Here is a 14,522-nt window from a genome sequence, read left to right on the forward strand (position 1 = left end):
TTGTTAACCATCGATGTTCTCCCTTTCTTATCCATTCCCGCCGACACTCCGGCCCGCCGGGGCGGGTGACTTGGAACGGGAACCGGATCGACCATCTGTTGGAGCCAGTTGTGCAGGCGCTGCCGGACAGCTACCCTTGTGCGGTGGCATGATGCCGTTCGAGAAAATCGAGAAAAGCCTTCATGAAGGTCGTTGAACGCTACATCATGCGCCGCGCTTTCGTGGTTTTCTTGGCCGCGCTTGTCTGGACGCTGGCCATCGTGTGGACGACGCAGGTGCTGGCAAAGATCGACCTGGTCACCGACAGCGGCCAGTCGGCGCTGACCTTCTTCGAAGTCGCTGCCCTCATTCTTCCGTCCATCATCCCGATCGTGGTGCCGTTTGCGCTGGTGGTGGCGGTCGCACAGACACTCAGTGCCATGAATTCGGATTCGGAACTCGCCGTCGTCAACGCTGCGGGCGCCTCGCGCTGGACGATCGTGCGGCCGATCATGCTTTTGGCGCTGGTAGCCGCCGTCTTTTCCTTTGCCGTCGACAACGGCATCGACCCCTATGCTCGGCAGAAGAACCGGGCCCTGGTGGCGTCGTCACGCGCGGATCTGTTGTCGCTGATCATCCAGGAAGGCACCTTCCGCAAGATCGAGGACGGGCTGTTCCTGCAGATCGGCGAGCGGCTTCCAGACAATCGGCTGGGCGGCATTTTCGTCGCCGATTCGCGCGAAGAAGGCGTCAACCTCGTCTACTACGCCAAGACCGGCAGCATCGTCGAACGCGGCGGCGAAAAGGTGCTGATGATGAATGACGGCGTCATCCATCGCAAAACGCTGACCGGCGATCTCTCCGTCATCCGCTTCACCTCCTATGCCTTCGACATGTCGGCCTTCATGGCGGCGGCTTCGGCGGTGACGCTCCTGCCGAAGGACCAGACGACCCAGTACCTGCTCAACCCGAGTGCCAACGACAAAAATTATCAGCAGAACCCCTACGAATACCAGGCCGAGGTCAACCAGCGGTTTTCGGAATGGACGTATTCCATGGTCTTCGCGCTCATCGCGCTGGCGGTCGCCGGAGACGCGCGCTCGCATCGTGAGGCGCGCGTCAATCCGCTGATCACGGCCATCGGGATATCGCTGTTCGTGCGTTGGCTGGGCTTTTTTGCCGCCAGCAAGGCCGATGAGATCCCGCAATATGCCTATATGGTGTATGGCGTACCGATCGCGGCTTCCGCGGTGGCGATCTGGTTCATCGTCTCCAACCGGACCATGGAACTGCCGGTGGCCTGGGCTGACTGGATGACAAACTTCGCCACGCGCACCGGTGACAGCTGGAACGCTCTCAAACTGCGTTTGTCCAGACGCGGCACTTCAGGGCAAGGGGTCAGCTGATGGGCTGGACGCTGGGCCGCTATTTCTTCTTCCGCTATGTGACGATCACCATCTGGTTCTTCATCGGCCTCCTGGCACTGGTGTTCCTGATCGATTTCACCGAACTCTCCGGCCGCACCACCGGCCTGCCCGGCTTCACCTACGGAACGGCAGTGGCCATTTCGGGGCTCCGAATGCCGATGATCATGCTGCAGACGGTGCCGTTTGTCGGTCTGTTCTCGGCGATGGCGACGCTGGTGTCGCTTAACCGGCGCTACGAACTGGTCATCGCGCGTTCCGCCGGCGTTTCCGCCTGGCAGTTCCTGTTGCCATGCTGCATCGGAGCCTTGCTGTTCGGCGTCTTGTCGGTTGGCGTCATCAATCCGCTCGCCGCGCACGCATTCTCCTGGTCCGAGCAGATCGAAACCCAGTTGCGTTCCGGCAAATCGAATACGGTTTCGGCCGATGCCGCACCCTGGATTCGGCAGAAAACCAGTTCGGGGGACACCATCATCGGTGCGCGAGCCATCCTGAACCAGGGCCTGGAGATGGCCGATGTCGTCTTTTTCATTCTCGACCCGCAAGGCAACATCGTCGAGCGCAAGGACGCTGCGCGCGCCCTCCTGCGCGACGGCTATTGGGAATTGCAGAACGTCAAGACGCTCCAGAACGGCACGATCCAGGCATCGGCAAGCGATCGCGTGCCGACCAATCTGAAGCCCGAATTCGTGCAAGAGCGACTGGCGCGCCCCGAAACCATCCCTTTCTATGACCTGCCTGGAAAGATCGAGGTTGCCCGCTCCTTCGGCCTCAAGGCAAATGCCTTTGCCATGCAGTTTGATTCGCTGGTGGCGTTGCCGTTCCTTCTCGTCGCCATGACGCTGATTGCGGCAACGGTTTCAATGCAATTTGCTAGGATGGGGCAATCGGCAACGATGATTCTGGGTGGCATCGTCGCCGGCTTTCTGCTTTATGTCGTTTCGGTGCTGGTGAAGGCATTCGGCGTGGCGGGATTTGTGCCGACTGTCGTAGCCGCATGGGTGCCAGTCGTAGTGGCTATGTTCTTCGGGGTGACTTTCCTGCTATACAAGGAAGACGGCTAGTGAGGGAGGCGTTTTTGCCCAGCAACAGGCAGGCCCGTTTGGCGCGCCTCTATGCGGCGACCGCCTTGGCGTGCGTGCTTGCCTGCGTCGTCCCGATGCCGGCGTTCGCGCAGGATGTCGGCGACATGGCGACATCGGTTCCGTCCGGCTCGCAGATGCTGCTGGCGGCCGATACGCTGGTCTACAACAACGACAACCAGACGGTGACCGCCGTCGGTGGCGTGCAGATCGATTATGGTGGCAATCGCCTTGTTGCCCAGCGGGTCGAATACAACCGCAACACCAAGCGGATGGTCGCGAGCGGCAACGTCGAAGTCATCAACAGCGACGGCACCAAGATCAATTCGGAACATATCGACATCACCGATGATTTCGCAGACGGCTTCGTCAACGCGTTGCGCGTCGAAACCATCGACAAGGCCTATTTCGCCGCCGAAAGCGCCGAGCGCATGGGCGGCGTCCTGACCACGTTCCACAATGGCGTCTACACCGCCTGCGAACCGTGCGAGGACAAGCCCGACAAAGCGCCGACTTGGCGCGTCAAGGCCAAGAAGATCATCTGGAACGGCGAGAAGAAGACGGTTCGCTTCGAGAATGCGAATTTCGAGTTCTTCGGTTTCCCGCTCGCCTATCTGCCTGCATTCGAGATTGCGGACCCGACGGTGAAGCGTAAGAGCGGCTTCCTGATTCCCGGCATCGTCTACAACGACGATCTAGGCGTCGGCGTGAAAATTCCCTATTATTTCGCCTTGTCGCCGACCTATGACCTGACCGTCACCGGCACCGGCTACACCAAGCAGGGCTTCCTCGGTGAGGCCGAGTGGCGCCAGCGCTTCAACAATGGCCAGTACAGTTTGAAGATCGCCGGGATTCGGCAGAACGATCCCGACGCCTTCATCGACGCCGCCGGTCGCAATGTCGATTCGGGTGCGGCGGGCGATCCCAACAAATTCCGCGGCATGATGGGAACCCAAGGCCAGTTCGCCATCAATCCGCGCTGGGATTTCGGCTGGGATGTGCTGCTGCAGACCGACAAGAACTTCTCGAACACCTACAACATCGACAAGTACAATGCTTCCGTCCACCAGTCGTCGGTCTACCTGACGGGCCTCAACGGCCGCAACTATTTCGACGTGCGCGCCATGCACTTCGAAGTGCAGGAAGATACGCCCGACGACAACATCTCCGCGCGAAGCGGACAACAGCCCTGGGTGCTGCCGTCGCTCGACTACGCCTATATCCCCGACGTATCGGTGGCCGGCGGCCAGTTGTCCCTCAATGTGAATGCGCGAGTCATCCGTCGTGATGATCTCGATAAGACACGCTTCGTCCCCACGCAGCGTGTCCCTGGCATCGAAGGCGACTCGGGCCGTCTCACTGCCGAGGCCGAGTGGAAGCGGAGCTTCGTCACCGATGGCGGGCTGGTGCTGACGCCGTTGCTTGCGCTGCAGGGTGACGTTGACTACCTGAACGCATCATCGGCTTCACTCAACGCCATCAACGATATGGCAACGAATTTGGGCGAGCAGGCCGATATGCGCTCGTCGTTTGCCCGTTACATGGCAACCGCAGGCCTTGAGATGCGTTGGCCGGTGCTGTTTTCCATGGCCAGCGGGTCGAGCCACGTTATCGAACCAATGGCGCAGGTCTTCATGCGCCCGAACGAACAATATGTCGGCGGTCTGGCCGTTCCCAACGAAGATGCGCAAAGCATGGTGTTCGACGCAACCACCTTGTTCGAACGCGACAAATTCTCCGGTTATGACCGCGTCGAAGGCGGTTCGCGCGCCAATGTCGGCTTCCGCTATTCCGGGTCCTACAACAATGGCTGGGGCACCAATGCCATTTTCGGCCAATCCTATCAGATCGGCGGCGAGAACTCCTTCGCCGTGCCGGATCTGGTCAATGTCGGCGCCAATTCCGGCCTCGACACGACCAAGTCCGACTATGTCGGCCTGTTTGGCATCAACAGCCCCAACGGCTTCGCCGCCTCGGTCGGCGGCCGTTTCGACGAACAGAGCTTTGAGATCCGCCGCGCCGAGGTGAAGGCCGCCTATTCCGGCCTGCCGGTGTCGCTGAGCGCCAAATACGCCTTCATCCAGGCCCAGCCACTATACGGCTTCACAGAAGACCGCCATGAAGTCACGCTCGGTGCATCGACGCATCTCGCCGAAAACTGGCGCGTCTTCGGCACCGGAACCTACGACCTGCAGGAGAGCCTGCTGGTCAAGGATGGCGTCGGCTTCGCCTACAACGATTCCTGCTTCACCTATTTGATGACCTACTCGCAGTCGCGCGACATAAACACCAGGGAGGTGTCGCAGACCATCGGCTTCAATCTGTCGTTCCGCACTCTCGGCGATTTCGGCTCGTCGACCAGCGCCATCGACTCGATCCAGTAACAATCGGCGACATCGTTTCGCCGCATAGGGCTGGCACGGATTTCGCGCATCTGGACAAGATGAAATTGGGCGGAACCGGGATAGAATTGGGATGCCAAGGATGAGGAAATACCTCTTTTCAGCAGGTTTCGCGTTGCTTGTGGCAGCGACGTGCGTGTCGATCACCGCGATGACGCCACCGGCTTTCGCCAGCGAGATCAAATACGTCGTCAACGACATTCCGGTCACCACCGGCGACATTGCCCATCGCGCCGCCTTTCTGAAGCTGCAGCGCAAGAAGGGTGATGCCGGCCAGGAAATGATCGACCAGACGCTGCGCATGGCCGAGGCCAAGCGGCTTGGCATCCGCATCAGCGACGCTCAGGTCGAGGCGGCGTATCAGCGCTTTGCGTCAAGCAACAAGATGCAGCTCAGCCAGCTCGACGGCGTCATGGAGAAGTCGGGCGTCACCAAGAGCCACTTCAAGGAATTCATCCGCGCCCAGATGGCCTGGAACCAGGCGTTGAGCGCGCGCTACCGTTCCGGCGACGGCACCGGTGCCGTCAGCGAACAGGATCTTGTCAGGAAGATGCTCGAAAAAGGCGGATCCAAGCCGAGCGCCACCGAGTACATGCTGCAGCAGGTCATCTTCGTGGTTCCGGCGGCCGAACGCAGCGCGACGCTGGGCAAGCGCAAGCGCGAGGCCGATGCCATGCGCGCCCGCTTCAACGGCTGCAACACGACGCGCGAATTCGCCAAGGGCCTGGTCGACGTCACCGTTCGCGATCTGGGCCGGGTGCTGGCGCCGCAACTGCCACCGGACTGGGCCGAGCAGATCAAGGCTACCAAGGTCGGCGGCGCCACCGTCACGCGCGAAACCGAACGCGGCGTCGAATTCATCGGCATCTGCTCGTCGCGCGAAGTGTCCGACGACAAGGTCGCGCAGATGGTGTTCCAGAACGAAGGCTCCGGCGACAAGAACGCCGACGAGCTCAGCAAGAAATATGTCGACGAGCTGAAGGCGAAAGCCCGCATCGTCAAGCGCTGACGTGGGCACCACCGTGGCTGCGCTTGCGTTGAGCGCCGGCGATCCGTCCGGCATCGGGCCGGAGATCGCCATCGCGGCCTTCATGGCGCGCGAGGCTGCCGCCGTGCCCGCCTTCTATCTGCTCGCCGATCCGGCGCTGATCGCCTCGCGGGCGCGCCTCCTCGGCATTTCGCTGCCGATCGTCGAAACGACACCAGCGCAAGCGGCGCAAGTCTTTGCCCGCGCCTTGCCGATCGTTCCACTGACTGCCCGCTGCATCGACAGCCCCGGCCGGCCCGACCTGGCCAATGCGGCCGCCACCATCGAAGCCATCGACCGCGCCGTCGCCGACTGCCTTGCCGGCGAAGCCTCGGCCGTCGTCACCTGCCCCATCGCCAAGAAGCCGCTCTACGATGCCGGCTTTCGCTTCCCAGGCCACACCGAATATCTGGCGCATCTGGCGGCCCGGCACAGCGGCGTCGAAGCGATGCCGGTGATGATGCTGGCAGGCCCCGACCTGCGCACCGTTCCCGTCACCATCCACATCGCGCTGGCTGAGGTGCCGAAGGCACTGACCACCGAACTGATCGTCGCCACCGCGCGCATCACCGCCGCCGACCTTACCGGCCGCTTCGGCATCGCCCGGCCGAGGCTCGCCATTGCCGGGCTCAATCCGCATGCGGGCGAAGGCGGCGCCATGGGACTCGAGGACGAGCTGATCGTGCGCCCGGCGGTCGATATCCTGCGTGCCGAAGGGATCGACGCTTTCGGCCCGCTGCCAGCCGACACGCTGTTCCACGCCCGGGCACGGGCCGGCTACGACGCGGCCCTCTGCATGTATCACGACCAAGCGCTGATCCCGGCCAAGGCGCTGGCCTTCGACGAGGCGGTCAATGTCACGCTCGGCCTGCCCTTCATCCGCACCTCACCCGACCACGGCACGGCGTTCGACATCGCCGGCAAGGGCGTGGCGCGGCCCGACAGCCTGATGGCGGCGCTGAAGCTTGCCCGGCGGCTGGCCGACACAAACACGAAGGCAGTTGCCGAATGAGACCGCAGGCATGAGCATCGACGGTCTGCCGCCGCTGCGCGAGGTGATCGAGCGTCATGGCCTGCAGGCGAAGAAGGCGCTCGGCCAGAATTTCCTGCTCGACCTCAACCTCACCGGCAAGATCGCCCGAACCGCCGGCGACTTGTCCGATGCAACCGTGATCGAGGTCGGTCCCGGTCCCGGCGGGCTGACCCGCGCCTTGCTTTCCAACGGAGCGCGCCACGTCATTGCCATCGAGCGTGACGAACGCTGCCTGGCTGCCCTTGCCGAACTGTCCGATCATTATCCCGGCCGGCTGGAGGTTGTTTCCGGCGATGCGCTGAAGACGGATTTCGCGGCACTTGCCAGTCGGGCGACCGGGAACGGTGGCCCGGTAAAGATCGTGGCCAACCTGCCCTACAACATCGGCACGGAGCTGCTGGTGCGCTGGTTGACGGTCAGCGACTGGCCGCCCTTCTACAGCTCGATGACTTTGATGTTCCAGCGCGAGGTGGCCGAGCGCATCGTCGCGCCCGCCGGCAGCGACAGCTATGGCCGGCTGGGAGTTCTTGCCGGCTGGCGGACGGAGGCGAGGATCGCCTTCGACGTGCCGCCACAGGCATTCACGCCGCCGCCAAAGGTCACCTCCTCGGTGGTGCATCTGGTGCCGCGCCTGATTCCTCTGCGCGCCGAGGTGAAAAAACTCGGTCGCGTCACCGAAGCCGCCTTCGGCCAACGTCGCAAGATGCTGCGACAGAGCGTGAAGAGTCTCGGCGGCGAGGCCCTGCTCGAGCGCGCCGGCATCGATCCGACACGCCGCGCCGAGACGCTCAGCGTCGAGGAATTCGTGCGACTGACCAATGCGGTGTAGGAAGCGCTGTCTCTGCGTTCTCCCCTTGTTTGTGGGAGAAGGGAAAAGGCCTCAGCCCGTCTTCTCGTCCAACAATCCCGAGACGAAATCGAACAGGCCGGGCCGGCGGTCGCGTCTTAGCCGCTCGGCGACGACAATGCCGCGCACTTCGGCGAAGGCTCGGTCGAGGTCGTCATTGACGATGACGAAATCATATTCCTTCCAGTGCTCGATCTCATTGCGGGCGTTTTTCAACCGCGTCTCGATCACAGCTTCCTGGTCCTCGGCGCGGCGCTTCAGCCGCGCCTTCAATTCCTTCATCGATGGCGGCAGGATGAAGATCGAGACAATGTCGGCGCGCATCTTCTCCTTGAGCTGCTGGGCACCTTGCCAGTCGATGTCGAACAGCATGTCGCGCCCTTCAGACAGCGCCAATTCGGCCGGTTCGCGCGGAGTCGCATAGCAATTGCCGTGCACCTCGGCCCATTCCAGCAGCGCGTCGGAATCGCGCAGCCGCTCAAACTCGCGCATCGTCCGAAAATGGTAGTGGACGCCCTCGATCTCGCTGCCTCGGCGCGGTCTGGTGGTGACCGAGACCGACAGTTCGAGGCTGGAATCGCTTTCCAGAAGATTGCGCGCGATCGTCGACTTGCCGGCGCCGGATGGCGACGACAGGACGAGCATCAGGCCCCGGCGGCGAATGCGGGAACCCAAATCCTTGGCAACCATCGGCTACTCCAGATTCTGGATCTGTTCACGAAACTGGTCGACCACCGCCTTCAGTTCCAGCCCGATCGCGGTGACGGCGGCGGCATTCGACTTCGAACACAGCGTATTCGATTCGCGGTTAAATTCCTGTGCCAGAAAATCGAGCTTGCGGCCAACGGCGCCGCCGCCCTCCAGCAGTGCCCGACCGGATGCGACATGCGTTTTCAGCCGGTCGATCTCTTCGCGAATATCGGCTTTGGTGGCCAGGAACGCCGCCTCCATGTGCAGCCGGGTCGCGTCCAGATTGGCGGAAGCGTCCATCAGCAGCCTGACCTGCTCGGCGATGCGCTCGCGGATCGCCACCGTCTCGCGTGACGGATCCACTTCTGCCCGCAGCGTCAGCACCTCGATTGTGTCGATATGCCCCGACAACAGCAAAGCCAGCGCGTTGCCTTCGCTCTGTCGTGCCTGTTCGAGCCCTTTCAAGGCCACCTCGAGCGCGGCCATGATCGCGGCATCGAGCGCGGCCCTCGCCTCTTCGGTTTCGACAGTTTCGGGAATGTCGAGCACGCCGCGCAGCGACAGCAATCCGTCTGATGTCGCGGGGGCAGCGCCGAATTGCTCCTGCAGCCGCTTGGCGAGCCCGGCCAGGTCCTTCAGGAAGGCTTCGTTGACGACCGGCTGCGCCTGCGCGCCGGCGGCGCGGCCGATGGTCAGCGTCGCCTGGAAATTGCCGCGCGCAAAACGCTTCTGAAGCAACTGCCGGACGGCTGGTTCCAGCCGCTCGAAGCCTTGCGGCAGTCGCAACCGTACCTCGACGCTCTTGCCGTTGACGGACTTGACCTCCCAGGCGATCGAGGTGCCCTCATGCTCGGCGACGGCACGTGCAAAACCGGTCATGCTCTGCAAATTCATATCGCCCACACATCCCTGGTGCACCACCCCGAAACCGGCTTTCCGGAGAGGAGCAAGTGCGGCTTGAAAATGACTGCGCCGCAGGCGCGTCGAAATCGGACGCGCGGCGCTCTTCCAAATGTCAGGGCATCGCCTGGTGAGCAATGCCCCTTCTTTATTCTACTGGGCAGCGCCCGCATCACCGCCGCTGTCGTCGCCACCCTCGGCCGGCGCGCTGTCAGCCGGCTTGTCGGCATTGCTGTCGTCGGCGCCAGTGGTGTTGGCGGCCTTGGCGGCCTCATCCGCCTGCTTCTTCTGCAAGGCGCGATAGCGGGCGACATTCTCGTTGTGCTCGTCCAACGTCGCGGCAAAGACGTGCCCGCCGGTGCCATCAGCAACGAAATAGAGGTCGTCGGTCTTCGACGGATTGGCCACCGCCTCCAGCGCTGCACGGCCCGGATTGGCGATCGGCGTCGGTGGCAAACCGTTGATCACATAGGTGTTGTAGGGCGTCTGCTTCTGGATGTCCGACTGATAGATCGGCCGGTCCGCCGGCTTGCCCTTGCCGCCGAACAGCCCGTAGATGATCGTTGGATCGGATTGCAGGCGCATGCCCTTGGCAAGCCGGTTCAGGAAGACGGCGGCCACCCGTGAGCGCTCGTCACCCTTGCCCGTTTCCTTCTCGACGATCGAAGCCAGCGTAACGAACTCTTCGATGTTTGCCAGCGGCAGGTCCGGCGCGCGCCGCTGCCAGACATCGTCAACCAGCTTCTTTTGATCCGCCAGCAGCTTGTCGACCATCTGCTGGCGCGTCGCGCCGCGCGTGAAACGCAGTGTGTCTGTGGCGAGGCTGCCCTCCGGCGGCGTGGTCGTCGGCATATCGCCGCTCAAGGCAGTCTCGTCGGCGATGCGCTGCAGCGCCTGCTCGACCGTCAGCCCCTCTGGAATGGTCAGCGAATACATCACCGACTTGCCGCTCTTCAAAAGCTCCATGATGTCGCGCATGGAAGCCCTGGGCTTGATCTCGTACTCGCCGGCCTTCAGCGCGGAATCATTGCCGAAGGCCCGCACGCCAAGGCGGAATATCCGGGCATCGCTGATCAGTCCTCGGCGTTCGAGCTGGTCGGCGATATCCTGGACGCCGGTGTTCGGCTTGACCAGGAAGGTGTCGCCATTGGCCGAGGGGCCGGGCTCGGTGAATTCCTGCTTGCCGAAATAGACCGCGACGCCGGCGGCCAGAACCATCAGCATCACCGAAGAGATGACGAAGTTCATGAACACGACGACCTGGCTGCGTGAAGCACGCGAGCGCTTCGGCGGCGGCGTTCCGGCCTCCGGCCGCAACGCCTCGCTGGCCGTTTTCGGCACGATCGGTCCGGATGTCGCCGGCCGTTGCCCGAATTCTCCGTTGCCTGCCGGATTTGTGTTCATTTCGCCCTACCGTTTGATCGCCCAACGAATCCCCAGCGGCAGAGTAGGGGCGAATATGGCAAAATTGACGGCACGCCAAAGCGTCGCCCGATAGCCGGGCGATCAGCCATTGTAGCGCTGGAAGACCAGCGACGCGTTGGTACCACCAAAGCCGAAGGAATTGGACAGCGCCACGTCGATCTGTCGGGCACGCGGCTTGTTCGGCACCAGGTCGATCGCGGTTTCGCGCTCCGGGTTGTCGAGGTTGATGGTCGGCGGCGCGACATTGTCTCTGATGGCAAGGATCGAAAAGATCGCTTCGGCGGCACCGGCCGCCCCAAGCAGGTGCCCGATCGACGACTTGGTCGACGACATCGAAATCTTCGACGCTGCATTGCCGACAAGCCGCTCGACAGCGCCGAGCTCAATCGTGTCGGCCATGGTCGAGGTGCCGTGGGCGTTGATGTAGTCAACATCGGCGGGTGTCAGCTTGGCCCGGTTCAGCGCCGCCGTCATGCAGCGGAAGGCACCATCGCCATCCTCGGCGGGCGCCGTGATGTGATGCGCGTCGCCAGTGAGACCATAACCCGTCACCTCGGCATAGATTTTGGCGCCGCGCGCCTTGGCATGCTCGAGCTCCTCGAGCACGACAACGCCGGCGCCCTCGCCCATGACGAAGCCGTCACGGTCGCGATCATAGGGACGCGACGCCGTTTGCGGTGAATCATTGCGCTCTGTCGACAGCGCCCGGCACGCCGCGAAGCCGGCGATCGACAGCCGCGTCACGGGCGCTTCGGCGCCACCGGCGACCATCACGTCGGCATCGCCCCACATGATCAACCGGGCCGCATCGCCAATGGCGTGCGCGCCAGTCGAACAGGCCGTGACCACGGCATGGTTCGGGCCTTTCAGCCCGTGCCGGATCGAAACCTGCCCTGAGACGAGATTGATGATCTGGCCCGGGATGAAGAAAGGGCTGATGCGGCGCGGGCCGCGTTCCTTGAGGATCATCGCGTTCTCGGCGATCCCCTCGATGCCGCCAATACCGGAGCCGATCAGGACGCCGGTAGCGCATTGCTCTTCATGAGTCTTGGGTTTCCAGCCGGAATCCTTCAGCGCCTCGTCGGCGGCGGCAATCCCGTACAGGATGAAGTCGCCGATCTTGCGCAATTCCTTCGGCTCGAGCACGGCCTCGGGATTGAAGGTGGCATTGCTGCCGTCGCCACGCGGAATGACGTGGGCGATCTTGCAAGCAAGATCCTCCACCTCGAACTCGGTGATGCGCTTGGCAGCGCTGCGGCCAGTTAGAAGTTCCTTCCAGCTGTGCTCAAAGCCCATGCCGAACGGCGACAGCAACCCAAGGCCCGTGACGACGACACGCCTCATCGCAGGTCCTCCCCGGTGATGACTGCAGAAAGCGTCAGGCCGAAGCCTTGTCGATGTACTTCACGGCATCGCCGACGGTCAGGATGGTCTCGGCTGCATCGTCGGGAATCTCGACGCCGAATTCTTCTTCGAACGCCATGACGAGTTCGACCGTATCGAGGCTGTCGGCGCCCAGATCATCGATGAAGCTCGCCTGCTCCGTCACTTTGTCGGCATCGACGCCAAGGTGCTCGATGACGATCTTCTTGACGCGCTCTGCGGTGTCACTCATTTGGGCATCCTCGTCTTTTGTTTGTCTGTCTTCGTTAGCGGGCAGAATGCCGCTAATCAAGCTGAAAGATGGTCCTGCCGGAAACGCAACGGCTACAGACCGGTTTTTGCCCGAACCGCCGGGTTGCGGGCCGCATTACACGAAAAATAGCTGAGGTCCAAGCCGAAATGGTCTCTTTTCACAGCCCCGCCGGACGTTGTTCCGAATTCTCCCTGCCGAGTGATATGGTGCGGTTTTCGAGAACCGGAGCGGTGCGTACTTGGAGTACGCGAGCACCGGAAGCGCGAACAACCGCGGCAGATGGCTGGCAGGGTAGAATTATCAACAAGGTCCGTCAGATCATCGCCATGCCGCCATTCACATGGATGGTCTGGCCGGTGACGTAGGCGGCTTCATTGGAGGCGAGATAGGCGACGGCGGACGCGACTTCAGCGCTGGTGCCCATGCGGCGCGTCGGGATCGCCGCCATGATCGCCTCTTTCTGCTTGTCGTTGAGCTTTTCGGTCATCGCCGATTCGATGAAGCCCGGGGCAACGCAGTTGACGGTGATGTTGCGGGTGGCGATCTCCTGCGCCAGCGACTTGGAAAAGCCGATCATGCCGGCCTTGGAGGCGCAGTAGTTGGTCTGGCCGGGATTGCCGGTGACGCCGACGACCGAGGTGATGTTGATGATGCGGCCATGGCGGCGGCGCATCATCGGGTGGGTGAGTTCGCGTGTCAGCCTGAACACGGCGGTCAGGTTGACCTCGAGCACGGTGTCCCAGTCGGCATCCGACATGCGCACGAACAGCCCGTCCTTGGTGATGCCGGCATTGTTGACCAGGATGTCGACGCCTTCGAGATCTGCCTCCGCCTTCTGGCCGAGCGCCTTGACCTCGTCACGGTTGGACAAATTGGCCGGAAACAGCTTGACCCGGTCGCCAAGCTCGGCGCCCAGCGCTTCCAGTTTCTCGACCCGGGTGCCATGCAGGCCGACGATCGCGCCTTGCGCATGCAGCACCCTGGCGATCGCCTCGCCGATGCCCCCGGATGCGCCGGTGACGAGCGCCTTGCGGCCAGTCAATTCGAACATTTCTGTCTCCTGATTGAGAAGAGAACACCCTTTTTACAGGGATGGGATCAAATGATGCTTTATGCAAGCGCTGCCAATGCAGCTTCGACCTCAGCGGCGGAGCCGACCGACGCGGTCGCGATGTCGCGGTTGATACGGCGTGCCAATCCCGAAAGCACCTTGCCGGCGCCAATTTCGTAAAGCGTGGTGACGCCGTTCGCGCCGAACCATTCCACCGTCTCGCGCCAGCGCACGCGGCCGGTTATCTGTTCGACCAGGCGGCGGGCGATCTCGTCCGGATCGCTCGACGGCGTCACCGACACGTTGGAGACGACCGGAACGACCGGCGCGTTCCTTGTCACGCCGTCGAGCGCGTCGCGCATGACGTTCGCGGCCGGCGCCATCAGCGCCGAATGGAAGGGCGCGGACACCTGCAGCAACAGCGCGCGCTTGGCGCCCTTTTCCGTGCACAGTTTTGCGGCCAGTTCGACCGCGGCCTTAGCGCCGGAAATGACCAGTTGGCCGCCGCCATTGTCGTTGGCGATCTGGCAAACAGAGCCTTTGCCTGCCTCGGCGCAAGCAGCTTCGACATCGGCCTGCTCCAGTCCGATGATCGCCGCCATTGCCCCCTCGCCGGCCGGCACCGCCGCCTGCATGGCATTGCCGCGGATGCGCAGCAGCCTGGCGGCATCGGCAACCGAAACGAAGCCTGCGGCCGCGAGTGCCGAATATTCGCCCAGCGAATGGCCGGCTACATACGCGACCTTGCCTTTCAGCGATAAGCCGCGCGATTCCAGCGCCCGGATCGCGGCCAGCGACACTGCCATCAGCGCCGGCTGAGCGTTGGCGGTCAGCGTCAACGTCTCTTCCGGCCCTTCCCAGATCAGCTTCGACAGGCTTTCGCCGAGCGCCTCGTCGACTTCCTGGAATATCCTGCGCGCCTCGGGAAAGGCGTCGGCTAGATCCTTGCCCATGCCGACTGCCTGGCTGCCTTGTCCGGGAAAGGTTAATGCAACGGCCATGCGAGGACTCCCAAGGGCTGGTTTT

13 protein-coding genes are annotated in these 14,522 nt (G+C 62.8%); 6 read left to right on the forward strand and 7 right to left on the reverse strand.

Going from position 1 to position 14,522, the window contains the following annotated elements; all coding sequences use genetic code 11:
- Window positions 1-182 precede the first annotated feature (182 nt).
- From lptF to rsmA, 6 genes are all read left to right on the forward strand, one after another.
- Window positions 183-1,385: an LPS export ABC transporter permease LptF gene (gene lptF / locus ASD99_RS09055; protein ID WP_056586974.1), complete on the forward strand. Its 1,203-nt coding sequence runs from the start codon at window positions 183-185 to the stop codon at window positions 1,383-1,385.
- Window positions 1,382-2,467 (forward strand): LPS export ABC transporter permease LptG, encoded by a 1,086-nt coding sequence (gene lptG / locus ASD99_RS09060; protein ID WP_200950980.1) that lies wholly within the window; start codon window positions 1,382-1,384, stop codon window positions 2,465-2,467. The genes lptF and lptG overlap by 4 nt, the downstream gene beginning before the upstream one ends.
- Window positions 2,467-4,869, forward strand: a complete 2,403-nt coding sequence (locus ASD99_RS09065; protein ID WP_056586968.1) for an LPS-assembly protein LptD — start codon at window positions 2,467-2,469, stop codon at window positions 4,867-4,869. The genes lptG and ASD99_RS09065 overlap by 1 nt, the downstream gene beginning before the upstream one ends.
- A gap of 91 nt (window positions 4,870-4,960) precedes the next feature.
- The gene (locus ASD99_RS09070; RefSeq protein ID WP_056586964.1) at window positions 4,961-5,896 is read left to right on the forward strand and encodes a peptidylprolyl isomerase; all 936 of its coding nucleotides are present in this window, start codon (window positions 4,961-4,963) and stop codon (window positions 5,894-5,896) included.
- Between the two features lie 13 nt (window positions 5,897-5,909).
- Window positions 5,910-6,926 carry a 4-hydroxythreonine-4-phosphate dehydrogenase PdxA gene (gene pdxA, locus ASD99_RS09075; RefSeq protein WP_413813925.1) on the forward strand — a complete coding sequence of 339 codons (1,017 nt, stop codon included), beginning with the start codon at window positions 5,910-5,912 and terminating at the stop codon, window positions 6,924-6,926.
- Window positions 6,927-6,936: 10 nt separating this feature from the next.
- Entirely contained in the window at window positions 6,937-7,776 is an 840-nt protein-coding gene (gene rsmA, locus ASD99_RS09080; RefSeq protein WP_056586958.1) for a 16S rRNA (adenine(1518)-N(6)/adenine(1519)-N(6))-dimethyltransferase RsmA, read from the forward strand.
- A gap of 51 nt (window positions 7,777-7,827) precedes the next feature.
- On the opposite strand, the gene gmk is transcribed toward rsmA, so the two are convergent.
- From gmk to fabD, 7 genes are all read right to left on the reverse strand, one after another.
- On the reverse strand, window positions 7,828-8,484 hold the full coding sequence (gene gmk / locus ASD99_RS09085; RefSeq protein WP_013532512.1) for a guanylate kinase: 657 nt from the start codon (window positions 8,482-8,484) through the stop codon (window positions 7,828-7,830).
- A gap of 3 nt (window positions 8,485-8,487) precedes the next feature.
- Window positions 8,488-9,378, reverse strand: coding sequence for a YicC/YloC family endoribonuclease (locus tag ASD99_RS09090; protein WP_056587161.1), 891 nt, complete (start codon window positions 9,376-9,378; stop codon window positions 8,488-8,490).
- Between the two features lie 159 nt (window positions 9,379-9,537).
- Window positions 9,538-10,788 (reverse strand): endolytic transglycosylase MltG, encoded by a 1,251-nt coding sequence (gene mltG / locus ASD99_RS09095; RefSeq protein WP_057143374.1) that lies wholly within the window; start codon window positions 10,786-10,788, stop codon window positions 9,538-9,540.
- A gap of 102 nt (window positions 10,789-10,890) precedes the next feature.
- Complete coding sequence (gene fabF, locus ASD99_RS09100) at window positions 10,891-12,153, reverse strand: beta-ketoacyl-ACP synthase II (RefSeq protein ID WP_057143375.1); 1,263 nt, start codon at window positions 12,151-12,153, stop codon at window positions 10,891-10,893.
- 34 nt (window positions 12,154-12,187) lie between these two features.
- Window positions 12,188-12,424, reverse strand: coding sequence for an acyl carrier protein (locus ASD99_RS09105; protein ID WP_006203723.1), 237 nt, complete (start codon window positions 12,422-12,424; stop codon window positions 12,188-12,190).
- Between the two features lie 334 nt (window positions 12,425-12,758).
- Window positions 12,759-13,496 carry a 3-oxoacyl-[acyl-carrier-protein] reductase gene (gene fabG / locus ASD99_RS09110; RefSeq protein WP_057143376.1) on the reverse strand — a complete coding sequence of 246 codons (738 nt, stop codon included), beginning with the start codon at window positions 13,494-13,496 and terminating at the stop codon, window positions 12,759-12,761.
- 59 nt (window positions 13,497-13,555) lie between these two features.
- Window positions 13,556-14,497 carry an ACP S-malonyltransferase gene (gene fabD, locus ASD99_RS09115; RefSeq protein ID WP_056586950.1) on the reverse strand — a complete coding sequence of 314 codons (942 nt, stop codon included), beginning with the start codon at window positions 14,495-14,497 and terminating at the stop codon, window positions 13,556-13,558.
- Between the last annotated feature and the right edge of the window lie 25 nt (window positions 14,498-14,522).

It is taken from the genome of Mesorhizobium sp. Root695, from assembly GCF_001428185.1.
Lineage (GTDB): Bacteria > Pseudomonadota > Alphaproteobacteria > Rhizobiales > Rhizobiaceae > Mesorhizobium.

Excerpts from the sequence above, each read along its gene's own strand:
- lptF (WP_056586974.1), top strand. The coding sequence starts at position 183 with ATGAAGGTCGTTGAACGCTACATCATGCGCCGCGCTTTCGTGGTTTTC.
- ASD99_RS09070 (WP_056586964.1), top strand. The coding sequence starts at position 4,961 with ATGCCAAGGATGAGGAAATACCTCTTTTCAGCAGGTTTCGCGTTGCTT.
- rsmA (WP_056586958.1), top strand. The coding sequence starts at position 6,937 with ATGAGCATCGACGGTCTGCCGCCGCTGCGCGAGGTGATCGAGCGTCAT.
- gmk (WP_013532512.1), bottom strand. The coding sequence starts at position 8,484 with ATGGTTGCCAAGGATTTGGGTTCCCGCATTCGCCGCCGGGGCCTGATG.
- ASD99_RS09090 (WP_056587161.1), bottom strand. The coding sequence starts at position 9,378 with ATGAATTTGCAGAGCATGACCGGTTTTGCACGTGCCGTCGCCGAGCAT.
- mltG (WP_057143374.1), bottom strand. The coding sequence starts at position 10,788 with ATGAACACAAATCCGGCAGGCAACGGAGAATTCGGGCAACGGCCGGCG.
- fabF (WP_057143375.1), bottom strand. The coding sequence starts at position 12,153 with ATGAGGCGTGTCGTCGTCACGGGCCTTGGGTTGCTGTCGCCGTTCGGC.
- ASD99_RS09105 (WP_006203723.1), bottom strand. The coding sequence starts at position 12,424 with ATGAGTGACACCGCAGAGCGCGTCAAGAAGATCGTCATCGAGCACCTT.
- fabG (WP_057143376.1), bottom strand. The coding sequence starts at position 13,496 with ATGTTCGAATTGACTGGCCGCAAGGCGCTCGTCACCGGCGCATCCGGG.
- fabD (WP_056586950.1), bottom strand. The coding sequence starts at position 14,497 with ATGGCCGTTGCATTAACCTTTCCCGGACAAGGCAGCCAGGCAGTCGGC.